Consider the following 23,876-nt stretch of genomic DNA (forward strand, 5'->3'; position numbering starts at 1 on the left):
AGGGCTTTTGCATAAAACAATTATTTTATTGAATTTTCTGGCTCATTTTAAGAAGTTTATTCATGATGATAGCTAAACTTTCACCAGCTTTTTGTGGCTTCTCACCTGTTTTTATCAGAGTAATTAAAGCACTTAAAAAGTCCACTAAGCTATTTTGATTTATTTCAACTGTTTCTTTATAAGCTTTGTAAGCTTCCTCAAACTAATCAAATTGCACACCCTTCATAGCAGCAACAGCAAATTTATTGAAATATTTCCATATGACTCTGTTAAACTAAAAAATCTTTTGACATTGATTAGTAAGACAATGCACTTTAAATAATCGTACCCCAGACCAATATGTAAATTGCCTGCAGCAAACCAAAACTGTGTACGGTTCACCATTCCTTGCAACTGTCTCAATCCCTTTGTATAAGTATAATAAAAAGACAAATGAATTTTTATCTGTGGAACGCTCAGGTAATAAGGACACTATAATAACTTACTTTAAGCCAAAACATCCAAATAAAAAGGCTGGTTATAATTATTATAAAAATCAATAGGAACTATAAATATATAAAGAGGGATTGCTATGCCAAAATTATATACATGTTTAATTTGCGGATATAAAGGATTAAGTGAAAACCCAATAAACAATGATGGTGAGTATCAAAAAACATTTGAAATCTGCCCTTGTTGCGATTTTGAATACGGCTACAGTGAAGATCATGAAGTAAGCTTAGGTTTTATTGTAACGCCAGATTACTTAATTGAAGCTGCAATTCAGTTATACCGAAAACAATGGATTGAGAATGACATGAAAATTGCAAATCCTAAATATATTCCAGATGAATTAAGAAACGGTGACTGCTTAAAATTTGAGGTGTTGTTAAAGCAATTGAATAGCCTAAATCTCGATACAGAAAACTTTGAAATCAAGGGATTTAATGGTTATTAGGCAGCTTCAAGCCCCCGGTATGGGGGCTTTCTTATTATTGTAAAGACTATCAGAAGACTATTTAAGTATTAATATCATTGATTATTCTTTCTCCATATTCCCCTGACCAACACTTCAACTTCTTTAACCTCAACTGTTTGCTGCATCACATCCCTCCTTTTTGTTTTTCGTGTATCAAGCTTGTACAATGACATCATCAAGCAATTCAACATAGATCAATTCTTACCTGAAGGTGAATATCACCCAAACTATAATGTCGCTCCTTCACAGAACATCCTGACAATCATTAACGATGGATCCAATAACCGTCTGGGCAAGCTTAGATGGGGCCTTATCCCTCCTTGGGCTAAAGATGAAAAGATCGGATACAAGATGATTAATGCTCGTGCCGAAACACTGGCCGAGAAACCAAGCTTTCGAAAGCCACTTGTCAGCAAACGTTGTATCATACCCGCTGGCAGGTATACAGAATACCGTTCTGCATTTTCTTCCCGAGCTTCCACCCACTCATAGTCACCCACCGTCCAGAAACGCGGTGAAGCTTGACCGTCTCTGTCTTGATATTTCAACTCTTGCTGAAGTTCTTTTAAAAACTGAATATCTTGATTCATTCATTTCCTCCTATCTGTTTAAAATCTCGATTTTAAGGTAACTTTAAAGTACATGGTCTTGAGAAATTCCCCTTTAATTGGTAAGCTGGCACCTAGGATCATACAAAGCAGGTGATACCTTGAAAAAAATAATCGGAATAATTGGATTAATTGCTTCCTTAATTGTGCAAGGATTTTCAGCAAGCGGTTCGTTGACTCATGAGATTGCTATGGCTTGTCTATTTGTATTTCTAATAATTTATAATTTTGAACATGCTAAGGATTTCTCTAAAAAATCTCTAATTGTTTTAGGAGCAATCTTTATAGCTCTAATGCTAGGTATTTATCAACTCATTTCCTTTAGCGGTGATTACTTTGATAGGCTTGACTTAAATATTGGACTTATCATCTTACTTGAAATCGCTTTGATTATTGTTTTGGTATCTATTGCAGTAAATTTAATGAAACTTATTGCGAATCGGTTAAGGAAAACACCTCATGGTAAAGAGTTTTAACTCATTGCCTTGTGGTCTCTTATGTATGAAATCAAATGCTTTCCCTAATTCCTTCTCTTCTGTTACGCTGAGTAATAACAATTACTTGCCATATCTTATATTGCATAATACGGTTAATCAGTCGAGATCATTGAGGGATCAAAATATGGCCAAATAAAAAACGATGGATGCTCCATTTCCATTAAAAAGACAAGGTTGAATATGTAGTACTTCACTCAGAACATTTGGCTTATTAAGGATATAATAAGTGTTCTTATTAATTTTCCCTGTTACGATAACGATCAAAAACAGAGTTATCTATCCCATTTCAAGCCAGAAATTATTCTGCTTTTTTAAAATGTTCTTGATTTTCACTTTTATATATATCCATAAAGCATTCGGACATAACCATTATATGTAACTGAAATGCAGGTATAAGACTTATTATATAGAGATTTAACTACCAATATGTGGGGTCTATTAACATCCAAATACTCAAAAGCAAGAACAAATGTACTCATAGCCTTCCATTTCCACACCTTATCCAAATTTTCATTTTCCTAATTTCATTTTAAATCGCCCTATTTCACATCGTAATCGCTATCGTAAAAGCCTATATTATCAACGTTTTTCCTCCTGAAAAATTTCCCTTTTTTATCAATATCTCCTTAAAACAACCACTTTTCCCTACTCCCACTTACGTTTTATCGTTTACCCCCTATTCACTAATTAAAGTATCAAAAATCCTTATGTTTACTGTCTTTTTTAACTCATTATAAATTTTTACGATAAGCATGTTATTCGTGTACGTTATACGACTTGACTGTATTTGGTGACGATTTAACAGAGAAATTTAATGCACTTCTAACTTTTTAAACTGCAATGGGTATCATTGTTGACTCAACAACTCAAGGTATTTCTGATAGTAAACAAGCAATGGATTATGATTCACCGAGATAAAACCCCTACCCTTCTCTTAATCGAGTGAGAGAGTATGACAAAGCTGCTGAATATATTGAACAAGCAGTCTCATTGTACGAAAACGATAAATGTGACCTTCTCCCTCATACGTTATTTACACTGACACAAATTTACTTCAAAATGAAGGATATTGAAAAAGCCTTTATTCTTTATAAAAAAGGAATCGAGAAAGCACAAGCCATTAACGATGATGTCTTAGTTGCTGAGTTTAATTACTTAAAGGCTTTATATATCGACTCTATAGATAAACGCACAGTTTTCCGAACTTTTTCTGTACTTAAAGATAATGTAATGTATCCAGATTTAGAGGAATTAGCACTCGACACGGCTAATTATTGTAAGGAGATAGGGCAATTTGAAAACTCAACCACCTTTTTTGACGTCATGGTGGATGCCCGAATCCAAATACAAAGAGGAGAGTGTTTATATGAAATTTAAACTTGCATTAGCCACCTTGTCAGTTGTCGTTGGATTAGCAATTTTTAGTGGCTTTTCATCCTCGAATGACAAAGAGTTCCATGAAGCTAAAAGGAATATTACTTCTATTCAACCGACCAAGTTTTTTGTTTAATATTTAACCCATTAGAAACATTACCGAGCAATGGGTGCTACTAATTTGTCAACTCTTGATTAATCATTAGCTAATTAAACTAAAAAGACCGCACTACGAAATACAGTCAGTGTGGTCTTTTGTCTTCAAAATAAAATTTTAATGGAAAGTTTGTTACCACATATGCAAAGCAAGAAACGAAAGCCCCCATGCTAATATGCCGAACATTACGAAGAACCTAAGAAAAGTTTCATATTTTGTAAGTCTTCGTTCTCTTTTTATTTTACTCAATCTCCAATAAAAGGCGTAGCCGGAGAACAATAAAATTATTTGTCCCAGTTGTGACACAGATTCTAAAAATTCTATCCCATTCATTGATTTTCACCTCGTTTATTTATGAGAAAAGCAGGTTTTATTACTCAGATGAAAAAACCATTTCCAACTGTTTAAGTAAAAATAAGTAAGCCATACTATGTCTAATGGTATAAGAAAAGATGTCCTCTGTGTCTAGTAAAACCATAGTGTATGGTGGCAGAATACGTTATGTTTCTCTATTAAAATAAGCAAATTAACATTGCAGTTTTATCATCTTAACTTTATGATGTATGTCCACAAGTCAGCCCTGCTCTGTGAAGCGCAGTACCAGCAGATGTATAAGAAACTGCTCTAAGAATCGCTTTCGAATTGTTTTGGCTCGGTGAAATCCACCACCAAGATCATCTTTACTGTATCCAATACCCAGGCTGATTGTTCGACCAGCTTTGTTGTCTGCACCCTTACCGGAAAACTCGGTGTCATCTAGGTCAGCTACAGACTTAAACGCTTTTTTAAGCTTCACCATTTGCGACCTTAGTTCCTTAAACTCTTTGGTTCTTTTATCGGCCTCAAAGAGTAATGAATCAGCCTCAAATACCTTCATATCATTCTCCTTCCTAGACTACTCTATGTAAATTTTACCACAGTAATCTATTTGAATAACAGAAAAAGACAGCCAAAATGACTGTCTTATACATCACACACTATCTTGTTCTATAATCATTTTCTGCGGTATAGTAGCGCCAATCCCAAAAAGGTTCCCCATTGGCCAATATATACCGGTCTAAAAATATTTCAAAGTTTACATTTAATGGATTATATTCTAAACCACTTTCAAATATATAGAGATAGTTGGGATCACCTTCGTTCACTTTATCTTTATCGATCATTAAATGGCATTCTTCCAATAAGTAGCCAATTGGAATACCATTGATATCTTCAAACAAATCCTCATATTTTAACTCCTCTTCAATCTCTTCAAGGCTAAATAGCTGAAGTCCTCCACCTATATTCTCCCCATCAGAAAGAATCTCAAAAATTTTCGCGCCGTTATGCAGTGTCATGAACTTCTGATAATCCTCTGGAAGGGTAATCTGATGTTTAGCTTCAAAGCTTTGAATGTCGTTAAGGGTTGCTTTGTCCGGTGAAAAAGTAACAAGGCATTCCATGGTATCTCCTTCAGAACAAAACAATTGAATGGCTCCTTTTTCATCTAAAAGACTTTTCAAGCCATTTACCGTCTTATGAACAAAGTTAGTCACATACATCACCCCTTTATTTCCTTTTAACAATAACCCTTTCAAACTCCAAAAGTTGTGGACAGATCGTGATAGGCGCTCTTTTCAATGAATATAATGCAATAAATTCTAAAAAGAGGTGCCTCCAAAAATTGAATTCTCTAATGAATGATGACATGGTAAAGATCATTAGAAATGGCCTTAGCGCATCCCAGCATCCAAAGCATATTCTTGTTGTAGGAGCTGGATTGTCCGGGCTTGTATCAGCATCTTTGCTGAAAAATGCCGGTCACAGAGTAACGATTCTCGAAGCGAGCGGCAGAGCGGGCGGCCGTGTCTGCACTTTGAGAGCTCCCTTTAGTGATGATTTGTATTTTAACGCTGGCCCGATGCGCATACCGAATAACCATTCGTTAACCTTAGAATATATAAAAAAATTCAAATTGCCAACAAATGTATTTATCAATAGAACCCCTATGGACATCATTTATGCAAATGGAATCAAAACACGTCTCCAAGTTTTTGAACGAGCTCCTGGAATATTGAGATACCCAGTTGCACCACATGAACAAGGGAAAACGTCTGAAGAGCTGATGCTTTCTTTACTGCAGCCTATTCTAAATTTTATCAATCAAAATCCAGCGAGAAATTGGCGGATTGTCGAAGAACAATACAAAAATTATTCGTTAAGCTCTTTTTTAAACACGTATTTTTCATATGGCGCGATCGATATGATCGGTGTACTTTTGGATATGGAAGCGTATATGGGGATGTCCCTTGTTGAAGTATTGCGGGAATCTATCTTTTTTTCATCGCCCGCTCACTTCTATGAGATAACCGGCGGCATGGATCTGCTGCCTCACGCGTTTCTTCCTCAATTAAAAACAAACATTCTATACCATCAAAAAATGATGAAAATGTCTCAGGGTGAAAATAGTGTTACGATCCATTGTCAGCATCAACAAACGGCAGAATTCACATCATTCACAGCTGATCTCGCTATTGTAACCATTCCTTTTTCAACATTGCGATTTGTAAAAGTCGAACCATACCATTCATTCTCGTACTATAAACGGAGGGCAATCCGTGAGCTAAACTATATCAGTGCAACAAAAATCGGCATAGAGTTTAAAAGCCGATTTTGGGAAAAAGCCGGGCAGCGCGGCGGCAAATCTATTACTGATCTACCGATTCGTTTTTCGTATTATCCAAGCAGAAATATTGGAGCAAATGGACATGCCGTCATTCTGGCCAGTTATACTTGGGCTGATGAGGCACTGATATGGGACAGTCTTTCAGAAGGAGAGCGAATCCAGTATACTTTACTGAATTTATCTGAAATCTATGGTGATATTGTGTGGTCTGAATTTGTGTCTGGCACTTCTTTTAGCTGGAGCCAGTACCCGTATTCTGCGGGAGGTTTTACAGCTTTCGAACCAGGACAAGAATTAGAGCTGTATCCCTATATTCCTGTCCCTGAGGGCAGAGTTCATTTCGCCGGAGAACACGCCTCACTCACTCATGCGTGGATGCAAGGCGCGATTGAATCTGGAATACGTGTTGCTTATGAGGTCAATCGCTTACCTTAGATCATGCTCACCTTCTGTACTAAAAGATTATTACATTTCATATAATAAGATCTTGATTAGACGGACAAATTCAATCACAAAAACAAAGTAATCCTTGCATTCCTTCGCCCTCCATGCTATATTCATATAGCGATGAGCTGAATTGTGTAAGCCGATGTACACGCCTTTATGGCACACACGAATGTGGCGTGTGGTGCATCGCCTCAATACGCAAAGACGTTTGCCTTAGGCAAACGTCTTTTTTGTGTTATCCGATTTTTGTGCCGTTTGAAACAGGCTGATCCGGCTGCAAAAGGACGACATCGCCCTGGCCGGGTATGCCGCCGAGGACCAAGACTTCCGATTTAAATCCGGCGATCCGGCGGGGCGGAAAGTTCACGACTGCTATGACTTGCTTGTTGACGAGACCTTCCGGCTGATAACGCTTCGTGATCTGCGCGCTCGATTGTTTTATGCCGATTTCAGTCCCAAAATCTATTACAAGCTTGATTGCCGGTACTCTTGCTTCAGGAAATTCTTCCGCTTTTACAATTGTTCCCGTTCTGATATCCAATTTCTCAAAGTTTTCAATGACTGCCATATCAATAACTCCTTTTTCTCCTATTGTAAAGGAGATATTCAAGATTCGTTTAACCAAATAGCCATTATTTTTTATCTGAATATAAGGTGTTTCGATACAGGCGGGGCGGCATTCCTGTCCTTTTTGTGAACCATCTGGTAAAAGAAGAAAGGTTTTGAAAGCCCAGCGCCCCGCTCACGAAGGTAAGGGTTTCATTTCTCTCCATCAGCATTCGTTTTGCTTCCTCAAGGCGAAGGTCGGCAATATAGTTCTGCGGGGACTTCCCTGTCTGTTTTTTGAACCAGCTTGAATAGTAAGCTGGGTGATAATGCTCGATTTCTGCCAGCTTCTTAATCGTCAGCCGCTCAAATAAATGGCTGTGAATGTATGCAATTGAGGCATAGCTATGGGATTGAAGCTTTTCTTTTATGTATTGTACTAGCATATGAAGCGAGTTGGCTGTTCCGGCCTTTGCTTCCTCTGTCAGCAAGTACCTGATCGAAGACCAGAAAGGATCGAGTGCAGCTTCAATTCCCGATCCTGCACGAAACTCATCAATTTTCATTGCATGAAGCGGAACATCCAGTACAAGACATTCATTTCTTCCGATAGAACGGAAGCGATGCTCGCACTGCGGCGGAATATATAAAAAATGATCCGGATTTAATTTCACCTGGCGCCCCTCAGTCTCAAGATCTATACTCCCTTCAAGCGGAAAAAGAAATTGGCTGTACGCGTGCTTATGTGAATGATATAGGCGTGTGTATGTCCGTTTTTCGCAAATCATCTCTTGAAGCGAATCCATCAGCAACCCCCTTCCTTTGGTCATCTTTTAATCCGGTAATGGTGTTCCGATATAGGCGAAAATCCGATTTTTTCATATAAAGAAACTGCCGCCAGATTTTCTTTCATCACTTGTAAAAACATGCGTTCCGCTCCGTTGTTTTTTGCCCATTCAGTCAACACCCTGATCACTTGGGTTCCTGCCCCTTTTCCTCTGTGCTCCTCAGCTACAACGATATTACTAAGTCCGCCATAACCATCAATGACAGAAACCGTGCCAAGCGCTGTCAGGCTTTCTTTGTCATACATCTTGAAAAAAGTTTTACACGGCGGCATGCGTTCGAAAATGTGTTTGTAACCTTTGTGACGCTCGGGTGAAAACCCTTCTAATTGAATAAATTCATCTATCCAAACAGATGATGGCTCTTGTTCCCACTTGTATGTAAATCGGCTGTTGTCATTTGTTCGGCTCATAATTGACCGGCACAACGCTGTCATCTGGAAGCACTCGTCTACCTTTTCATAACGGCTGTCTGCCAATGCGTCATCAAGCCCTTTCGGTGATGCGTTGCTAATATGAAAACAAACAGGTAAGCCTAAACTTTGATAAAAAAGTTCGGCCTCTAGCTGAAAATCCCCTTCAGGCATATCCGCAGACGTCCATACGCTATTTGCCCTTTTGGTTACGCCAAAATTCGCTCTGAGAAGCCATTGCCCTATGCTTTTTTGAAAATAAGCCGGCCATGAAGCTGCCGCTAATCGTTCAATCTTGTGAATGTCATCCATTGCATAATGCCTCTCCCCTATGTATACTCCCTTGATATTATACAATATTCAGAAATATAAGACATCCATTTATTTGTTTACATAATATTTTTATTGTTTATTAATAATCCTGACAAAAATGTCCTAATTGAAAATGACAGGCTTTCTAAAATGTCCTCCTCACGTTCAAATGCTTCTTTTGCGATTAAAGCAGTAAAGCCATGCAGCAGGCTTCTGAGCCCCCTTGTCGCATGAATGGCAGTCTTTTCACTTGCATAGCCGTTTTCAATGAACAGCTTCGTCACAAGACAGACAATTTGGTCAGAGACGATTTCCGCCCTTTTGTCCTGAACCTTAAGCAGAGCCGCTTCATAATATCCGGGATTTTCAATTGCAAAATCAACATATGCATGAGCTAAAGAAAGCATAGCGGAATCTCCCTTTCGTTCGGTTACGGAGTCCGCCATTTGATCAAAAAGCTTTGTCAGTCCTCTGACAGCAAGTTCTGCTCTGATCGCTTGCAGCCCGTTGATATGGTTATACAATGACGGGGGGCGCACATTCATTTTTTTAGAAAGTGCCGCAAGTGAGACACCATTTACCCCTTCCTGATCGGCAATCTCCGCTGCAGTGTCTACAATCATTTTTTTGGTCAAACCTATTCTCGGTGACATTGCTCATCATCCTTTCTTTGCTTTTTGGATCGCCTGTCTCATCCGCTCTGAAGGTGATCGCAGGAATTTTCCATGTCCGACAGCGAGACAGGAAGGCGCCTTATCGGCGAGCAATTGTGCGCTTTTGATGGCCTCCTCCTTATTCCATGTAGCGAAAGCGGGAAAAGGAAACGTCCATTTTATCTGGCCTGAAACAGCGATTCCTCCGCGCAACTGAAACGCATCTCCTGCTATTAAAGTGCCGTTTCTTGTATCAAGAAATGACATGCTGCCCGGTGTATGGCCCGGTGTTGGAATGGCAAGCAGGGAACCAATTGTTTCACCGCCCGTCAGCAGTTGGTGAGGCTTTGTTTGTATGTGTTTCGGAATACCTCCTTTTATAGGCGTCTGCGGCTCATCTTGCCGCAAGGATGTGTCACCTTGAAGCAAGAATGAATCCCGTTCCGAGATCATGACCTTTGCATGCGGAAATGTTTGTGCCAATGTATCCAGTGATCCGACATGGTCCCCATGTGCATGAGTCAGTAAAATATGCTGAAGCGGTTTTCCAAGCTGATTCACAGCTTGAATAATCCCTTTATAGCTGCCTGGCAGTGCGGCATCAATAAGGGTGACTTCGTTTTCTTCCTCTACTAAATAGCAATTAACCGGAAACAATGCTGGAAAAAAAGTCAGCTGCCAAACCGTTTGGTACTGAGTAATTCTCATCTTTTTATTCCTCCTAACAAAAACTAATGGTGTTAGTTTTATTATTAACTAACACCATTAGTTTATCAAGAGTTTATTATTTTTTTATCGCTACATAAATGTTAACTTGTGCTCGCTGTGGCACTGCGGCACTTTGATCATACATCTCAAAGTCACCTGTAAACGTGCGCAGATGCCGCTTATCCCAAGTCCAAATTTCCTTCCACGTTTCAAGCACAATCTCTTCAATAGGGCCGATTCTGGAAGTGAAAACGGCGTAAGCGGAAGCCGGCAAATTAATGTTTTCATATGGTTCCGGAAGAGTACTGCTGTGTTCCTGAAACGTTCCGACTGAAAACGTATAAAACCCATTCGTCTCTTGTTCATAATTCGAATATAAGGCAATAATGCTCTTGTCTTTTTCAGCCTGTGATAAAAGAGCGCTCATATCCTGCTTCCAGAATTGATCCCACAGTGCCGGAATCCTCCTTTCTTCCGTCATTTCCAGTGCGTTGCTTGTCCGTTGTGACAGTCCGGCAAATCGTTTCCGGTCTAAGTGTGTTATATGTGAAAAGCCCATACGATCTCCTCCTTTTGTTAAGATTATAGACAAAGAAACCTGACAGCAGTGTGTCAGGTTTCATATATTTTTTGCATGTGATGAATGGTTTCTTTTACTTTATCCCGTATATGAAGAGGCTGCAGAACCTCAATATCCTTTCCGAACTGGAGCAAAAAACCGATCAGCCATTGATCTTCTGGAAGTGAAATCACTGCCCGGCAGATTTCATCTTCCTCACAACAGTGAAGGACATCATATCCGAACCATTCACCTATACGCTGACGTGCTGCCGGCTGAACAAGAATAACCAGTTCAGTTAAACGGCCCTTCTGGTACCAATTCTTATCCCATGGCAAAGTATCCAGCTGAATGTCTTTTCTGATAAAGGTTTGATGTAAGATGGCCAGATCTTTCATCCGGTTCAGTTTAAATAAGCGAAAATCATTTCTCACCAAGCAATAAGCGTATAAATACCAGTGCCCCGCCTTGCAAACCAATGTATAAGGTTCAGTTTCACGAAGAAGTGTTTCCCCGCTTGCGCTTGTATATGTAAAAGATATCGTTGACAACCGATCGATGGCAGCGCTTATTTTCTCGCGCAGCGTCTTTTGATCCTCAGTATGGCCCCAAGCCGTCATGTCAATAAACCATTTTTCTGTTTGGTGCTTAAATGCTTGAGCAGATTGCTCAGGTATAAGGTGTTTGATTTTTTGATAGGCTGTGCTGTGAGAAACGGGTTCATACATAGATGAAACGCTCTGCAACGCGGAAGCAATTGCAAACAATTCCTCCTCCTTCAGCCACTCTCTTTCAAGCCGATACGTTTCCATGATGCCAATTCCGCCCCCGGAACCCTGTGAGGTCACAATCGGAATACCAGCCCTATTGATCGTCTCAATATCACGGTAAATTGTTCTGACAGATACTTCAAACAGCTCAGCAAGCTCTGCAGCCTGCACTTGTTTTTTGCTGATCAATAATACAACCATCGCTAACAAACGTTCCAGTTTCATTCTGCGCACCTTTTCTTCTTGTATTTTCCAACAAAACAATCATAACATTTTGATAAAGCTTGGGCATATCTATTATGCGGCGGAATACACCTCGCATATGCTATGAAAACAGGGGTTTCCCCTTCTTTTTTGTGTTCAGTATTTTATTTCAGCTACTATTTCCAACCGGATAAGCATACACTTCTCAACGGAGGGGATTTCACATCATGCATCTTACTTTTCAGAGCGTTTATCCTGCCATGATCATCATCTTTTTTCTGTATAAAAAAATTAAAAGGTCCATCGGATACCAGCCGCTGAAGCCCCGCTGGCTGTTCACCCGCGTCATTCTTTTCTCGCTGTTTGCTTTTGGCCTTTCAATCTTCAGCGCCATTCACCCTTTTTTATATGGATATCTCATTTTGGGCATTCTTGGCGGATGGCTCCTTGTCTTTTTCGCTAAGAAAAACATCTCCTTTGAAAAACGCAGAGGAAAGATCTATTTTCGGACTCATATTTGGGTAGAAATGATTCTCTTAACCTTATTCCTGTCAAGATTTCTATATCGAGTGACAGAGCTTTATCTTACCTCGCCTGATCTAAACAGCCTTGGATCTTACAGTCAGTCAATCGGAACGGACCCTCTGACAATAGGCGTCTTTTTTCTGATAGCCGTTTATTATATCGGTTTTTCTTCTTTTGTCATCAAGCTCAGCAGAAACGAACTCGAACAGCACGGACACAATAAAGAAAAAGACATCCTTGCCCGCTAGCAGCGAGTTAAGCAAGGATGTCTTTTTCAATCATGCTGTGTATGATGGATCATTTGCTGAAGAACATCTAAAACATGTTCATCCTCCGGAGAGTAATAAATCGATGTTCCTTCTCTGCGCGATTTGACAAGTCGAAGATTTTTTAAAAATCTAAGTTGGTGGGACACGGTGGATTGCAGTAAATTCAGCTTTTCTGCAATTCCGTTTACTGCATGCTCACCCTGGGACAATAAATGGAGAATCCTGATTCGGGTAGGATCAGAAAGCGCTTTGAATGTTTGCGCGACTAGAAACAGCGTCTCCTCGTCCAGATCAGCAGCCGATTGTTCCGTTTCTCTAAATTCAGTCATATGTATCACCTTTCTTTATTCATAGTTTTATCTTATAACAAATGCGCTTGAGTGCAAACCAGCCTGCTTGTATTCCATTTCAATCTCATAGTTTAAATTTATGTTTCAAATCAGGTTTTTACTTGGTCTGATATACCGTCTTATGTCATAATAAAAAAGGTCATACTGCTCCAAACATTGAGGGTGAAACACAGTGAAGAAAAAGAGAAAAGGCTGTTTCGCTGCTGCGGGTTTTATGATGATTTTTGTCTTTGTCATCGCCTCTTTTTTATTGGTCCTGCTTTTTTTCAACCGGGATTTAATCAAAAAACTTCCGATCGATACGAAAACGATTGTTTTAGAACGTTTAACCGATTACAAACCCTTGGTGGAAGAAGAGCTTGAAAGCCAAGGACTCTCTAATTATACATCACTCATATTAGGCATGATGTATCAGGAGTCAAAAGGAAAAGGCAATGATCCCATGCAGTCCTCTGAATCTCTGGGGTTAAAACGCAATGAGATAACAGACCCTCAACTCAGTGTTAAACAAGGCATCAAGCAATTTACCCTCATGTACAAGACCGGTAAGGAAAAAGGCGTGGATTTGGATACCATTATTCAAAGCTACAACATGGGGGCAGGTTACATTGATTTTGTAGCTGAACATGGAGGAACGCATACTGAGGAATTGGCAAAACAATACTCCGAGCAGCAAGTCAAAAAAAATCCTGATCTGTATACTTGCGGGGGAAATGCGAAAAATTTCCGCTATCCGTATTGCTACGGTGATTATACGTATGCAGAAAAAGTAAAAGAAAAAACAAAAACTGTTGAAGAATCTTTGCAGGTTGCAACACTTGAAACCATGGAATCCAAGGCTCATGAATAAGAGTCTATCAATTTACTGACAAAAGCCCAAAAATGAATTTGGGCTTTTGCCATGTTTACACGTAAAAAAAGCCATACTGAGTATGGCTTTTAATAATACGGTGAAATCATCAAATATACAATAACGCCTGTAAGGCTTACATACAGCCATAGAGGCATTGTCCATCTCGCAATTTTTTTGTGGCGCTCTACCTGCATGCTGAAGCCTCTGATCAGCGTAAACAGCGCAAGCGGCACAATAATTGCAGAAAGGCAGATATGTGTAATTAAAATAAAGAAATAAATCGGGCGCATAATTCCTTCTCCGCCATAAAGCGTGTTTTCCGCAATCGAGTGGTACGTCACATAGCAAATCAAAAATAGTAAAGTTGTTGTGAATGCGGCCAAAATAAAGCGTTTGTGAGCTTTGATATTTTTCTGTTTAATCATAATCAGCGCGGCCAATAAGAAGATAAACGTAAAGCTGTTGAATATCGCATTCAGCATTGGCAAAATGTGAATATTCGCATGGCTGAACTGATCTAATTTAGGCATAAAAAACAGCACTGCGATTAAACCGTTAATCAGAACTGTCAGCGTAAGGACAATTCCCGTGTAATTTTTCGGTTTATTTTCTGTTTGGTTCATTTGGTGACCTCTCCTAATTTGTACTGGCTATCCAAATCGTATGCAAATTCAAAGAAGATGTCAACGGTTTCGATTGCTTCGTCAGAAATTAGACACACTTCAAAGGCCGGAGGCTATTAGCCCCGGCCTGTTAGGTTTACGCCTCTTTTATCAAATGTTCAATGACCTTATGTTCATTTTCATTCAGCAGGTTCTTTTGAATTTTCGAATGAATGGGTTTATTCATATGCTGATCCAAGATATCGGCCGTTTCTTTATCCCCGGCGATAACCATTCGTTCCCATCTTTTCGCGGCAGCTTTTTGATCAAGGCTGGCAGCCAGCCGCTTATACAGTCTCGATTGGTTCTCTGTTACATGTTCCCTCATCCGGTTCTCTTCAAATCGTGCCGCTTTGTCTACAGCTGAATGGCAATTCTTCCAAGATTCATTGATCATATCATACTCATAACACTCCACCGCCTCAATTTTCCCTAAAACGGTTTCAATAATTTTCACTTCATGCTGCTGAGTTAAAATAAACGCCGTACTTGGGTATGTCTGGCGCAAACCCTTTAGCTGATCCAGGACAGCTGTTTCTTCCCAGTAAAATCTTGTATCTACAGGGACTTGAAGCTTAATAGGCTCCCATATGCCGCTGTCGGAAACAAAAAACACGAGACTGCGGGGCATGTCTTTTCCTATTGCATTCAAGTATTGATTCATTTTAGCCCTGATTCCATCCAGACACTTTTCCTCCTCTGGATCACTAACTGCCAAATACTCTTTTAATCGGCTGAATCCTGACTTTAGGGCAATCTTCCATTCTCCCCCCTGCTGCTCTGGATCTCTCATGTCTGTATTGAGATACAGGGAGAGAATTTTATCCGGCGGTTCCAATTGGACATACTGTAATTTGTTAATCAATGAATCAATCGCCATTCTGATTCCTCCTTTTTCACAGGTTAGTTTTCTTTTTCCTCTCTTAAAAACGATCAAACCTGACTTTCCGCTAATTTCTAGTAATAATGGAATTGTTGTTTACAATACGCCTCTCTTCTAATACAATTGGTAACTGTGTTTCTAAGCTGATTTTTGAAAGGAGTTTGATCTTGTTTACTATTAAAGAAAAAAATCGTCAAGAGCTTGAAGAGGAATTAAATGATTTAGAATTTCAAATTTATCGCATGCAGGAGAATATGAAGGATTTATCTAAAGATGCCAAAGTGCTTGGTATTGATCAATCGAACAATGAAGAATGGATGATTGTTTCCTCGATTGATGATGGCCAAACATGCAAAATTATGCTAACTGATTGTAAAACGGCTTACCGAGGAAAAGGCTGTTTTTCACTTGTAGCGTCTTACAAGGACGATGCCATTCATATAGGCGATATAAAAGGCCCTCCGAATCACGGGTTTGGTTCCATTTGCATGAAATATTTAAAAGATATAGCAAGAGACCACAATATACCGAAAGTCACAGGAGACATCGCCAAACGGGATTGGAATCATGTAGACCGGCTGATTCACTTTTATGAAAAACATCAATTCAAAGTATGTATCGATCATGATACCCAATCCGGCAGCATTAAGTGGGTTGATTTGTAAAAAAGTCTGGAAGAAAGAGCCAAGATATGCTGTAATGGTATAAAACCATTGATGGAGGGTTCTATGTACGCCTCAAAACTGAAAATGGGAGACGAAATCCGGATCGTGTCTCCCGCGACCAGCATGTCTATATTATCAAATGAAGCAAAAATCCAAGCAAAAACGGCGTTAGAACGCTTAGGTTATCGGGTAACCATCGCTGAACACGCAAATGAATGTAACGAATTTGATTCATCCTCTATCGAGTCAAGAGTCCAAGATCTGCACGCTGCCTTTTTTGATCCAGGCGTCAAAGCGATTTTAACGACACTCGGAGGATTTAATTCAAATCAGCTGCTGCGTTATCTTGATTACGAGAAAATCAAACGACATCCAAAAATTCTGTGCGGCTATTCCGATATAACCGCTCTTTGCAACGCTATTTATCAAAAAACGGGTCTTGTTACGTATTCAGGTCCCCACTTCTCAACATTTGCAATGAAAAAAGGACTCGATTATACAGAGGAGTATTTTCTTTCTTGCTGCGCTTCGGACGACCCGTTTGAAATTCTTCCTTCAAGTGAGTGGAGCGATGACCGCTGGTTTTTGGATCAAGAAAACAGGCGTTTTTATCCTAATAACGGCCCTGTTGTAATCCAAGAAGGTTATGCGGAAGGCACTTTAATTGGCGGAAACTTATGCACGCTTAATTTGCTGCAGGGAACGGAGTATTTTCCTGAAACAGAACATACTATTTTATTGATTGAAGATGATTATATGTCAGACATCCACATGTTTGACCGCGATCTGCAATCACTCATCCACCTCCCCGCTTTTTCACATGTAAAGGCGATTTTGATCGGCAGATTTCAGAAAGCATCAAACGTATCAATGGATCTTGTAAAAGCCATGATCGAAACAAAAAAAGAATTATCCGGCATCCCGATCATCGCAAATATAAATGCCGGACATACCTCGCCAATTGCCACGTTCCCTATAGGAGGAACATGCAGGATTGAAGCTATTTCGGGCACATCACGAATATGGATTGATAAGCATTAATCAGCTTGTAAATTTTTTTACAAGCTTTTTTAGCGCAATCGGTTATGCATGCCGCACGAGACATGACAAATGTCATATAGGAGGCATGATGTGTGCTACTACAAAAGACTTCTCTCATTAGCGTATACTGAACCGAGACACACAATGAGAGGATACTTACTATGACTGAACAAACCATTGCACATAAACAAAAACAGCTGACAAAGCAAGTCGCTGCATTTGCTCAGCCTGAAACAAAAAACAGCCTGATTCAGCTTTTGAACACGTTTATCCCATTCTTCGGCCTGTGGTTTCTTGCTTATCTCAGCCTCGATGTCTCCTATCTTCTTACGTTAGCATTAACGGTGATTGCCGCAGGTTTTCTAACAAGAATTTTTATCATCTTCCATGACTGCTGCCATCAATCTTTTTTCAAACAAAAACGCTATAACCACATTCTCGGTTTTCTGACAGGTGTCCTGACTTTATTCCCGTATCTTCAATGGCAGCACAGCCATTCGATTCATCATGCAACTAGCAGCAATCTGGATAAACGCGGAACAGGAGACATCTGGATGTTAACAGTAAACGAATATAAAGCTGCATCCAGACGAACAAAGCTTGCATACAGACTTTATAGAAACCCGTTTATCATGTTTATTCTCGGACCGATTTATGTTTTTCTGATCACGAACCGTTTTAACAAAAAAGGCGCAAGACGCAAGGAACGTGTAAACACATACCTTACGAATCTGGCAATTGTCGCGTTGGCTGCCGCTTGCTGTCTGATCTTTGGCTGGCAATCGTTTTTACTGGTGCAAGGCCCGATATTTCTGATTTCAGGTTCAATCGGTGTTTGGCTGTTTTATGTGCAGCATACCTTTGAAGATTCTTATTTTGAAGCGGATGAAAACTGGAGCTACGTTCAGGCTGCTGTTGAAGGCAGTTCATTTTATAAACTCCCGAAACTGCTTCAATGGCTAACAGGCAATATCGGTTACCACCACGTTCATCATTTGAGTCCAAAGGTGCCTAACTATAAGCTTGAAGTTGCTCATGAACATCACGAACCATTAAAAAACGTACCGACAATCACCTTAAAAACAAGCCTGCAATCACTCGCGTTCCGTCTATGGGATGAAGATAACAAACAGTTTGTGTCATTTCGGGCTATAAAACATATACCTGTAAGCCTTCCGCCTGATTCACCAGAAAAACAGAAGCTGCGGAAGAATGCCTGATGATAAAGGAGGTCTTCTAATATACTAGAAGGCTTCCTTTTTATTGTTGGAGGGTGCATTCTGGCTTTCACAATGATAAAGTTACAAGTAAGATGAAAAGCTGAAAATGAGGTAAGATCATGATTAAAAATCATTTTACATTTCAAAAACTAAACGGGATTACGCCCTATATATGGACGATATTTTTCATCCTCCCCTTCTACTTTATATGGAAATCATCATCTACATTTGTTATTATTGTCGGCATCATTTTGACGCTTTTATTTTTTTCGGTATATCGATTTGCTTTTGTCTCAAAAGGCTGGACCATTTATTTGTGGGGATTTTTATTAATTGGCATTTCAACCGCCTCCATTACCCTGTTCAGTTATATTTATTTTGCTTTTTTTATCGCGTATTTTATTGGAAACATTAAGGAACGCGTCCCTTTTCATATTTTATATTATGTCCATTTAATAAGCGCAGCCGTCGCAGCCAATTTCAGTCTCGTATTAAAAAAGGAATTCTTTCTGACACAAATTCCTTTTGTCGTCATTACCCTCATCAGCGCAATTTTATTGCCCTTTAGTATAAGAAGCCGCAAGGAGCGCGAACGGCTTGAAGAAAAGCTCGAGGATGCAAATGAACGGATTGCAGAACTGGTAAAATTAGAAGAGCGTCAGCGAATTGCCCGCGATCTCCATGATACGCTTGGGCAAAAGCTTTCTCTTATCGGGTTAAAAAGCGACTTAGCAAGAAAATTGATTTACAAAGATCCCGAACAAGCAGCTCGTGAACTGAAAAGCGTTCAGCAAACAGCGCGAACTTCTTTAAATGAAGTAAGAAAAATCGTTTCCTCTATGAAGGGCATCCGGCTCAAGGATGAACTGATCAACATCAAACAAATTCTCGAAGCAGCTGACATTATGTTTATCTATGAAGAAGAGAAATGGCCTGAAAATATCTCATTGCTGAATGAAAACATTTTGAGCATGTGCTTAAAGGAAGCTGTCACAAATGTCGTCAAACACAGCCAGGCTAAAACTTGCCGAGTAGACATTCAGCAGCTCTGGAAGGAAGTTGTGATTACAGTGTCTGACGATGGAACATTCAAAGGAGAAGAAAATTCCTTTTCAAAAGGACATGGCTTACTCGGGATGAGAGAACGGCTTGAGTTTGCAAACGGAAGCCTTCACATCGATACCGAAAACGGAACCAAGCTTACCATGGCAATTCCTAATAATTCAAAATAAACATAAAGGATGGCTTATATGATTAGTATATTTATTGCAGAAGATCAGCAAATGCTGCTGGGCGCTTTAGGATCACTTTTAAACCTAGAAGACGATATGGAAGTCGTAGGCAAAGGTACAACCGGCCTAGATGCTGTTGATTTTGTCAAAAAACGCCAGCCTGATGTATGTATTATGGACATTGAAATGCCCGGAAAAACAGGGCTTGAAGCTGCTGAGGAGCTAAAAGATACAGGCTGCAAAATTATCATCTTAACCACCTTCGCCAGACCCGGTTACTTTCAGAGAGCTATTAAAGCTGGCGTTAAAGGCTATTTGTTAAAAGACAGTCCTAGTGAAGAGCTGGCCAACGCCATCCGTAGCGTCATGAATGGAAAACGCATCTATGCACCTGAGCTGATGGAGGACTTATACAGCGAAGCTAACCCTCTTACAGATAGAGAAAAAGAAGTGCTTGAACTTGTGGCTGACGGTAAAAACACAAAAGAAATCGCTCAGGAACTCAGCATCAAAAGCGGGACGGTGCGGAATTATATCTCAATGATTCTAGAAAAGCTTGAAGTGAAAAATCGAATTGAAGCCATTACCCGGTCAAAGGAAAAAGGCTGGTTTAAATAAAAAAGGATCTTGGCATCTGCCAGGATCCTTTTTGTTAACCTGAAATTCCCGTTTGAGAACCTCGCCGCAACCAGAATTAAATTGATCGATATCCTCGCTCCTATACCCGCTGAACGATTGCTTGGTTAACAGCCCAATAAAAGACTGGATTGAATGATATCCCTGTTAAAATGGTCGGCCATTGCACATCAGCAGAATTTCTGATATTGATTATTTTGTATTTTCAGTATGACAAAGTTGTGCCACTTCGCTCCCGAAGCTGCCATGCCCAACTGCAAGAGCCTAATATCACAATAAAAAACCGTCTGAAATCAATCCGATTCCGTTCCGTAAATGGCATCTGCTACATCCAACTGCTTATTATCTGCCAAAAACACCAGCTCGTTTCGCTGATCAAAGATATTAACAACCAGCTATAAATGTCATGATGCCGAATGTCTCTGTAATGTGGAATCAATCATTTAACCCGAGAGCCCCTGAATCGCACATAAAGAGAAAAACGGGACCACTTTCTTTTATCAGCATATGATATAAACAGCTCTAAGCAGAACAAAAAAAGACACAAGCCAAAAGCTCATGTCTTTTATCACAATCTATATTATTAGTTTAAGACTTTAACACTTACAGTTTTGACGCCCCAATTAGAAGCATCACTTTTACTTGGTACAAATACGTCGATTTTATTTCCTTTAATAGCGCCGCCAGTGTCTGCTGCTGTTGCTTCCCCGTAGCCTTCAACATAGACTTTAGAACCTAGCGGAATTACATTAGGATCAACCGCAATAACTTTCGCGTTCGGGTTCTTATTTAAGTCAATGCCTGTAGCTGTAACGCCGGAAATGCCGCCGTCGTTAGCAGTGTAAGCAGTAGCAGTAACTGTTAGTTCTTTTGAAGCTTCTTGATTATTTGTATTTGATTGAACAGCCTTCTCCTCTGTGTTAACAGAAGTTTCTGCCTCAGCCTTTGTTTCTTGTTTAGGTTGCTGTTGTACAGCTTCTTGTTTAGGTTGCTCTTTTTGCACAGCCTCTTGTTTTGGCGCAGCTTGAGGTGCGTTTGTTTGCGCATTCTCAGTAGCTGTGTTTGCTGCTGTTGCCTGACCTTTTACTGAAAGAGTTGATCCAGCATAGATCATGTCAGAGCTTAAGTTATTCCAAACTTTCAGGTTGTTGACTGTCGTGCCGAATTTTTGAGCAATCTTAGAAAGCGTATCTCCCGCTTTAATTGTATATTGCCCAGTCGTGGTTGTTTCTTCTGAAGAAATGGTCAGTTTTTCTCCTGCAATAATTTTATCAGAAGTTAACTTGTTCCATTCTTTTAAGTCCTTTAGGTTCACTCCATTTTTCTGAGAGATTCCCCAGAGCGTATCACCCTTTTGCACCGTAATTTCTTTTGCAGAAGCGTGAGCTCCGAATGCAGTTGTTGAAAGTGCAGCAACTGCCACAAAGGACATAATCGTCTTCTTCATAAGTAAATCCTCCCTTGTTAGCTTTTTATTGGCGGCTAACAGGTGATATCGTAACACACGTAAATGTCAAATCAATAACAAAAAGATATGATTTAGATTACAGTTCCTTTACATGAAGGATTTCTCTCTGATGGAAAGACTTGCTGAACCCTTGATATAATAGGCTTCGCAGGTCTTTTTATTTTGAGGCAAAACAGAGAAAATAAAATGTGTTTTTTATAGAAAAAAAGATTGTTTTTCTGTTTTTTAGTCTGTCATCCTTGCATAAGCTTGTATTTCTTGTAAAAAAAGCCGGCCGTATTTTGCTCTTTTTTGTTCTCCGACTCCTTTTATAGACAAAAGTTCATCATCATTTACGGGCTGTTTTCCTGACATTTCTTTTAACGTTTGGTCAGAGAAAACAACAAATGGCGGAACACCCTGCTCAGCCGCAATTTCTTTCCGAACCATGCGCAATCGTTCAAATAGCTCGTCATTTTCAGTAATCGCTGCCGCTTTTAACGCTTCTTTTCTCGCTACTGATAATTCTCCTTTCAGCACATTCCTTCCTTTACTGCTGACAAAAAGAGTCGGAAACGTTCCGTCTGACATCCTGATGAAGTCGTCAGAAATAAGAAATTCGATAAAATCACTGATTTCGCCAACGGATTGGTGTTTTAATATCCCGTATGTTGAAAGGTCTGAAAAGCCATTTTCAAGAACTTTTTTATTTTTGGAGCCGGCAAGCACCTGGGCAACCATCGTCTTGCCAAACCGTTCTTTCATGCGAATGATACAGGATAAGACCATTTGCGCCTCCCGCGTCACGTCATGGGCCGCTCTTGTATCGGTACAGTTTCCGCACTGTCCGCACGCATCAGGCTCCTTTTCTCCGAAATACATAAGGATAAAACGCTGCAGACAATCTTCCGTATGACAGTAGTCGACCATTTGTCTCAGTTTTTTTAAATCCTGCTTTTGTTTCTCTTCATGTTCTGATTGCTCAATTAAGAAGCGCTGCACCATAATATCCTGCGGTGAAAACAGGAGAACACATTCACTGGCAAGACCGTCCCGTCCAGCTCGTCCTGCCTCTTGATAATAGCTTTCCATATCTTTCGGAATTTGTGCATGCAGAACAAATCTGATATTTGATTTATCAATACCCATTCCAAAAGCAGAGGTTGCCACCATCACTTGAAGCTCATCATTAAGAAACCTTTCCTGCTGCTCTTTTCTCTCATCATCAGCCATACCTCCATGATACCGGCCTGCCCTGACCTGATTTCGTTTCAATCTCTCATATATCCGATCAGCTTCTTTTCTGGTCGCTGTATAGACAATTCCTGCTTCATGCCTGTTGTTTTGCACATATTCGTCTATAAACCGATCTTTATTTTCTCCTTTTACTACTTTAAAGGTTAAATTCTCTCGGGAAAATCCGGTATATACCGTGTTTTCTTTTTGAATATGCAGCTGTTTGCAAATATCATCATGAACCTCGGGTGTGGCTGTTGCTGTTAACGCCATGATGACAGGCTTGTCGTGTAATTCACGGAACAAGATTTCAATATTCCTGTAGCTTGGCCTGAAATCATGGCCCCATTGAGAAATACAGTGCGCCTCGTCTATTGCGACCAAAGGAACATCTATGCCCTGCAAAATCCGGATAAATTCTGTGGACGTTAGTCGCTCTGGTGTAATGTAAAAAAGCTTATAAGCCCCTTCTTTGAGTCCGTTCAGCCTCTCATATATTTCCTGATTGGATTGTGTGCTGTTAATGTAGGCGGCGTTAATCCCCGCTTCTTCTAACGCATCAACTTGATCCTTCATCAAGGAAATCAACGGTGAAATGACGATCGTCGTCCCTTCAAACATTAGTGCCGGAATTTGATAGCAAATCGATTTGCCGCCTCCCGTCGGCATAATGCAGGCCGTATTTCGCCTCGCTTCCGTCACCAAGCGGATCGCTTCATCTTGGCCGCTCCGAAACTTCTCATAACCAAAATAATGAGCCAGAAGGGATTGGGCTCTATGTAACATAACGTGTAAACCTCGCTTTTCCTTGAATTTCTCCCATCATATCATAAAAAAGCGGCCTTCATTTCTTTCACACAAAAATGGAATATTCACTATACCAAACCTTTTTAGATAAAATAAAAAGCCATTTCCGAAAAGGAAATGGCTTTCGCTACGTCTTGCCGTATGCAAGTAAGAAAGTTTTAAACCACCACTCCTCAAAGTGGGTGTTTGCAGAAACGTTCCTGTCGTCCTCTGCAATGGAGGCATGACATTCCGGCTTCGATATAAAACTCCCTATTACAGCTTAAAGGTTAAAACTTAATTAACAATACGCACAAAGTAGCTTCTTTAATATAGTACACCATCAGGCGGTTTT

27 protein-coding genes, 1 other RNA gene and 5 pseudogenes are annotated in these 23,876 nt (G+C 40.0%); 15 read left to right on the forward strand and 18 right to left on the reverse strand.

The window, feature by feature from the left end:
- Positions 1–20: 20 nt before the first annotated feature.
- Positions 21–384: pseudogene (locus NX903_RS09570) on the reverse strand (hypothetical protein).
- Positions 385–410: 26 nt separating this feature from the next.
- Between NX903_RS09570 and NX903_RS09575 the strand changes: the two are divergent.
- The 7 genes and pseudogenes from NX903_RS09575 to NX903_RS09605 all read left to right on the forward strand — a co-directional run.
- Positions 411–542, forward strand: a pseudogene (locus NX903_RS09575) (SAR2788 family putative toxin); the annotation flags it as partial.
- 29 nt (positions 543–571) lie between these two features.
- Positions 572–937, forward strand: a complete 366-nt coding sequence (locus NX903_RS09580) for a hypothetical protein (protein WP_086343930.1) — start codon at positions 572–574, stop codon at positions 935–937.
- Between the two features lie 180 nt (positions 938–1,117).
- A pseudogene (locus NX903_RS09585) lies at positions 1,118–1,414 on the forward strand (SOS response-associated peptidase family protein); the annotation flags it as partial.
- Positions 1,415–1,667: 253 nt separating this feature from the next.
- The gene (locus tag NX903_RS09590; RefSeq protein WP_144499921.1) at positions 1,668–2,042 is read left to right on the forward strand and encodes a YoqO family protein; all 375 of its coding nucleotides are present in this window, start codon (positions 1,668–1,670) and stop codon (positions 2,040–2,042) included.
- Positions 2,043–2,903: 861 nt separating this feature from the next.
- Positions 2,904–2,981 (forward strand): phage holin, encoded by a 78-nt coding sequence (locus NX903_RS20975; protein ID WP_227057947.1) that lies wholly within the window; start codon positions 2,904–2,906, stop codon positions 2,979–2,981.
- Between the two features lie 72 nt (positions 2,982–3,053).
- Positions 3,054–3,440: a hypothetical protein gene (locus NX903_RS09600; RefSeq protein WP_250635016.1), complete on the forward strand. Its 387-nt coding sequence runs from the start codon at positions 3,054–3,056 to the stop codon at positions 3,438–3,440.
- Positions 3,430–3,573: a hypothetical protein gene (locus NX903_RS09605; RefSeq protein WP_153801665.1), complete on the forward strand. Its 144-nt coding sequence runs from the start codon at positions 3,430–3,432 to the stop codon at positions 3,571–3,573. Before NX903_RS09600 ends, NX903_RS09605 begins: the two co-directional genes overlap by 11 nt.
- 153 nt (positions 3,574–3,726) lie before the next feature.
- Here the strand turns inward: NX903_RS09605 and NX903_RS09610 are convergent, their stop codons facing one another.
- From NX903_RS09610 to NX903_RS09625, 4 genes and pseudogenes are all read right to left on the reverse strand, one after another.
- Positions 3,727–3,927, reverse strand: coding sequence for a hypothetical protein (locus NX903_RS09610; RefSeq protein WP_021481449.1), 201 nt, complete (start codon positions 3,925–3,927; stop codon positions 3,727–3,729).
- A gap of 221 nt (positions 3,928–4,148) precedes the next feature.
- Positions 4,149–4,318, reverse strand: a pseudogene (locus NX903_RS09615) (hypothetical protein); the annotation flags it as partial.
- Positions 4,316–4,471 (reverse strand): annotated as a pseudogene (locus NX903_RS09620) (T7SS effector LXG polymorphic toxin); the annotation flags it as partial. The pseudogenes NX903_RS09615 and NX903_RS09620, both read right to left, overlap by 3 nt.
- A gap of 100 nt (positions 4,472–4,571) precedes the next feature.
- A complete protein-coding gene (locus NX903_RS09625; RefSeq protein ID WP_144486659.1) occupies positions 4,572–5,129 on the reverse strand; it encodes an SMI1/KNR4 family protein in 558 nt (185 codons plus the stop codon).
- A gap of 128 nt (positions 5,130–5,257) precedes the next feature.
- Here NX903_RS09625 and NX903_RS09630 point away from each other — a divergent pair, with 128 nt between their 5' ends.
- The gene (locus tag NX903_RS09630; protein ID WP_144486661.1) at positions 5,258–6,694 is read left to right on the forward strand and encodes a flavin monoamine oxidase family protein; all 1,437 of its coding nucleotides are present in this window, start codon (positions 5,258–5,260) and stop codon (positions 6,692–6,694) included.
- Between the two features lie 247 nt (positions 6,695–6,941).
- Here the strand turns inward: NX903_RS09630 and csaA are convergent, their stop codons facing one another.
- From csaA to NX903_RS09665, 7 genes are all read right to left on the reverse strand, one after another.
- On the reverse strand, positions 6,942–7,274 hold the full coding sequence (gene csaA, locus NX903_RS09635; RefSeq protein WP_085187532.1) for a chaperone CsaA: 333 nt from the start codon (positions 7,272–7,274) through the stop codon (positions 6,942–6,944).
- Between the two features lie 64 nt (positions 7,275–7,338).
- The gene (locus tag NX903_RS09640) at positions 7,339–8,064 is read right to left on the reverse strand and encodes an AraC family transcriptional regulator (RefSeq protein WP_085187529.1); all 726 of its coding nucleotides are present in this window, start codon (positions 8,062–8,064) and stop codon (positions 7,339–7,341) included.
- 14 nt (positions 8,065–8,078) lie between these two features.
- On the reverse strand, positions 8,079–8,822 hold the full coding sequence (locus NX903_RS09645; RefSeq protein WP_033884020.1) for a GNAT family N-acetyltransferase: 744 nt from the start codon (positions 8,820–8,822) through the stop codon (positions 8,079–8,081).
- Positions 8,823–8,899: 77 nt separating this feature from the next.
- Positions 8,900–9,475, reverse strand: coding sequence for a TetR/AcrR family transcriptional regulator (locus NX903_RS09650; protein WP_086343934.1), 576 nt, complete (start codon positions 9,473–9,475; stop codon positions 8,900–8,902).
- A 6-nt stretch (positions 9,476–9,481) separates the two neighbouring features.
- Positions 9,482–10,183, reverse strand: a complete 702-nt coding sequence (locus NX903_RS09655; protein ID WP_086343935.1) for an MBL fold metallo-hydrolase — start codon at positions 10,181–10,183, stop codon at positions 9,482–9,484.
- Positions 10,184–10,259: 76 nt separating this feature from the next.
- Positions 10,260–10,742: a GyrI-like domain-containing protein gene (locus NX903_RS09660; protein ID WP_086343936.1), complete on the reverse strand. Its 483-nt coding sequence runs from the start codon at positions 10,740–10,742 to the stop codon at positions 10,260–10,262.
- Between the two features lie 53 nt (positions 10,743–10,795).
- Positions 10,796–11,737 carry a helix-turn-helix transcriptional regulator gene (locus NX903_RS09665; protein ID WP_086343937.1) on the reverse strand — a complete coding sequence of 314 codons (942 nt, stop codon included), beginning with the start codon at positions 11,735–11,737 and terminating at the stop codon, positions 10,796–10,798.
- 206 nt (positions 11,738–11,943) lie between these two features.
- Between NX903_RS09665 and csk22 the strand changes: the two genes are divergently transcribed.
- A complete protein-coding gene (gene csk22 / locus NX903_RS09670; RefSeq protein ID WP_042976022.1) occupies positions 11,944–12,489 on the forward strand; it encodes a mother cell-specific sporulation protein Csk22 in 546 nt (181 codons plus the stop codon).
- A 26-nt stretch (positions 12,490–12,515) separates the two neighbouring features.
- Here the strand turns inward: csk22 and czrA are convergent, their stop codons facing one another.
- Positions 12,516–12,839 (reverse strand): Zn(II)-responsive metalloregulatory transcriptional repressor CzrA, encoded by a 324-nt coding sequence (gene czrA, locus NX903_RS09675; RefSeq protein WP_003231284.1) that lies wholly within the window; start codon positions 12,837–12,839, stop codon positions 12,516–12,518.
- Positions 12,840–13,032: 193 nt separating this feature from the next.
- Here czrA and NX903_RS09680 point away from each other — a divergent pair, with 193 nt between their 5' ends.
- A complete protein-coding gene (locus NX903_RS09680; RefSeq protein ID WP_003231283.1) occupies positions 13,033–13,710 on the forward strand; it encodes a lysozyme family protein in 678 nt (225 codons plus the stop codon).
- A gap of 89 nt (positions 13,711–13,799) precedes the next feature.
- Here the strand turns inward: NX903_RS09680 and NX903_RS09685 are convergent, their stop codons facing one another.
- Positions 13,800–14,336: a DUF420 domain-containing protein gene (locus NX903_RS09685; protein ID WP_003231280.1), complete on the reverse strand. Its 537-nt coding sequence runs from the start codon at positions 14,334–14,336 to the stop codon at positions 13,800–13,802.
- A gap of 136 nt (positions 14,337–14,472) precedes the next feature.
- A complete protein-coding gene (locus tag NX903_RS09690) occupies positions 14,473–15,255 on the reverse strand; it encodes a VLRF1 family aeRF1-type release factor (protein WP_086343938.1) in 783 nt (260 codons plus the stop codon).
- Positions 15,256–15,425: 170 nt separating this feature from the next.
- Here NX903_RS09690 and NX903_RS09695 point away from each other — a divergent pair, with 170 nt between their 5' ends.
- The 5 genes from NX903_RS09695 (at position 15,426) to desR (ending at position 20,034) form a co-directional block, all read left to right on the forward strand.
- Positions 15,426–15,923, forward strand: a complete 498-nt coding sequence (locus NX903_RS09695) for an N-acetyltransferase (protein ID WP_024573291.1) — start codon at positions 15,426–15,428, stop codon at positions 15,921–15,923.
- 63 nt (positions 15,924–15,986) lie between these two features.
- Positions 15,987–16,964, forward strand: a complete 978-nt coding sequence (locus NX903_RS09700) for a S66 family peptidase (protein WP_086343939.1) — start codon at positions 15,987–15,989, stop codon at positions 16,962–16,964.
- A gap of 161 nt (positions 16,965–17,125) precedes the next feature.
- Positions 17,126–18,184 carry a fatty acid desaturase DesE gene (desE, locus tag NX903_RS09705; RefSeq protein ID WP_004399588.1) on the forward strand — a complete coding sequence of 353 codons (1,059 nt, stop codon included), beginning with the start codon at positions 17,126–17,128 and terminating at the stop codon, positions 18,182–18,184.
- Between the two features lie 119 nt (positions 18,185–18,303).
- Positions 18,304–19,416: a two-component sensor histidine kinase DesK gene (desK, locus tag NX903_RS09710; RefSeq protein WP_015251908.1), complete on the forward strand. Its 1,113-nt coding sequence runs from the start codon at positions 18,304–18,306 to the stop codon at positions 19,414–19,416.
- An 18-nt stretch (positions 19,417–19,434) separates the two neighbouring features.
- Entirely contained in the window at positions 19,435–20,034 is a 600-nt protein-coding gene (desR, locus tag NX903_RS09715) for a two-component system response regulator DesR (RefSeq protein ID WP_144486666.1), read from the forward strand.
- Between the two features lie 601 nt (positions 20,035–20,635).
- Here desR and NX903_RS09720 read toward each other — a convergent pair.
- From NX903_RS09720 to ssrS, 3 genes are all read right to left on the reverse strand, one after another.
- Positions 20,636–21,499: a LysM peptidoglycan-binding and 3D domain-containing protein gene (locus NX903_RS09720; protein ID WP_003231267.1), complete on the reverse strand. Its 864-nt coding sequence runs from the start codon at positions 21,497–21,499 to the stop codon at positions 20,636–20,638.
- 246 nt (positions 21,500–21,745) lie between these two features.
- Positions 21,746–23,521 carry a DNA helicase RecQ gene (gene recQ / locus NX903_RS09725; protein WP_086343940.1) on the reverse strand — a complete coding sequence of 592 codons (1,776 nt, stop codon included), beginning with the start codon at positions 23,519–23,521 and terminating at the stop codon, positions 21,746–21,748.
- Positions 23,522–23,662: 141 nt separating this feature from the next.
- Positions 23,663–23,849: non-coding RNA, 6S RNA (gene ssrS, locus NX903_RS09730), on the reverse strand.
- Between the last annotated feature and the right edge of the window lie 27 nt (positions 23,850–23,876).

Origin of the sequence: Bacillus sp. FSL R5-0576, assembly GCF_038004765.1 — a bacterium.
In the GTDB taxonomy this organism is placed as follows: Bacteria; Bacillota; Bacilli; order Bacillales; family Bacillaceae; genus Bacillus; species Bacillus subtilis.

Excerpts from the sequence above, each read along its gene's own strand:
- NX903_RS09580 (WP_086343930.1), top strand. The coding sequence starts at position 572 with ATGCCAAAATTATATACATGTTTAATTTGCGGATATAAAGGATTAAGT.
- NX903_RS20975 (WP_227057947.1), top strand. The coding sequence starts at position 2,904 with ATGGGTATCATTGTTGACTCAACAACTCAAGGTATTTCTGATAGTAAA.
- NX903_RS09605 (WP_153801665.1), top strand. The coding sequence starts at position 3,430 with ATGAAATTTAAACTTGCATTAGCCACCTTGTCAGTTGTCGTTGGATTA.
- NX903_RS09610 (WP_021481449.1), bottom strand. The coding sequence starts at position 3,927 with ATGAATGGGATAGAATTTTTAGAATCTGTGTCACAACTGGGACAAATA.
- csaA (WP_085187532.1), bottom strand. The coding sequence starts at position 7,274 with ATGGCAGTCATTGAAAACTTTGAGAAATTGGATATCAGAACGGGAACA.
- NX903_RS09645 (WP_033884020.1), bottom strand. The coding sequence starts at position 8,822 with ATGGATGACATTCACAAGATTGAACGATTAGCGGCAGCTTCATGGCCG.
- NX903_RS09650 (WP_086343934.1), bottom strand. The coding sequence starts at position 9,475 with ATGTCACCGAGAATAGGTTTGACCAAAAAAATGATTGTAGACACTGCA.
- NX903_RS09655 (WP_086343935.1), bottom strand. The coding sequence starts at position 10,183 with ATGAGAATTACTCAGTACCAAACGGTTTGGCAGCTGACTTTTTTTCCA.
- NX903_RS09660 (WP_086343936.1), bottom strand. The coding sequence starts at position 10,742 with ATGGGCTTTTCACATATAACACACTTAGACCGGAAACGATTTGCCGGA.
- NX903_RS09665 (WP_086343937.1), bottom strand. The coding sequence starts at position 11,737 with ATGAAACTGGAACGTTTGTTAGCGATGGTTGTATTATTGATCAGCAAA.
- csk22 (WP_042976022.1), top strand. The coding sequence starts at position 11,944 with ATGCATCTTACTTTTCAGAGCGTTTATCCTGCCATGATCATCATCTTT.
- czrA (WP_003231284.1), bottom strand. The coding sequence starts at position 12,839 with ATGACTGAATTTAGAGAAACGGAACAATCGGCTGCTGATCTGGACGAG.
- NX903_RS09685 (WP_003231280.1), bottom strand. The coding sequence starts at position 14,336 with ATGAACCAAACAGAAAATAAACCGAAAAATTACACGGGAATTGTCCTT.
- NX903_RS09690 (WP_086343938.1), bottom strand. The coding sequence starts at position 15,255 with ATGGCGATTGATTCATTGATTAACAAATTACAGTATGTCCAATTGGAA.
- NX903_RS09700 (WP_086343939.1), top strand. The coding sequence starts at position 15,987 with ATGTACGCCTCAAAACTGAAAATGGGAGACGAAATCCGGATCGTGTCT.
- desE (WP_004399588.1), top strand. The coding sequence starts at position 17,126 with ATGACTGAACAAACCATTGCACATAAACAAAAACAGCTGACAAAGCAA.
- desK (WP_015251908.1), top strand. The coding sequence starts at position 18,304 with ATGATTAAAAATCATTTTACATTTCAAAAACTAAACGGGATTACGCCC.
- desR (WP_144486666.1), top strand. The coding sequence starts at position 19,435 with ATGATTAGTATATTTATTGCAGAAGATCAGCAAATGCTGCTGGGCGCT.
- NX903_RS09720 (WP_003231267.1), bottom strand. The coding sequence starts at position 21,499 with ATGAAGAAGACGATTATGTCCTTTGTGGCAGTTGCTGCACTTTCAACA.
- recQ (WP_086343940.1), bottom strand. The coding sequence starts at position 23,521 with ATGTTACATAGAGCCCAATCCCTTCTGGCTCATTATTTTGGTTATGAG.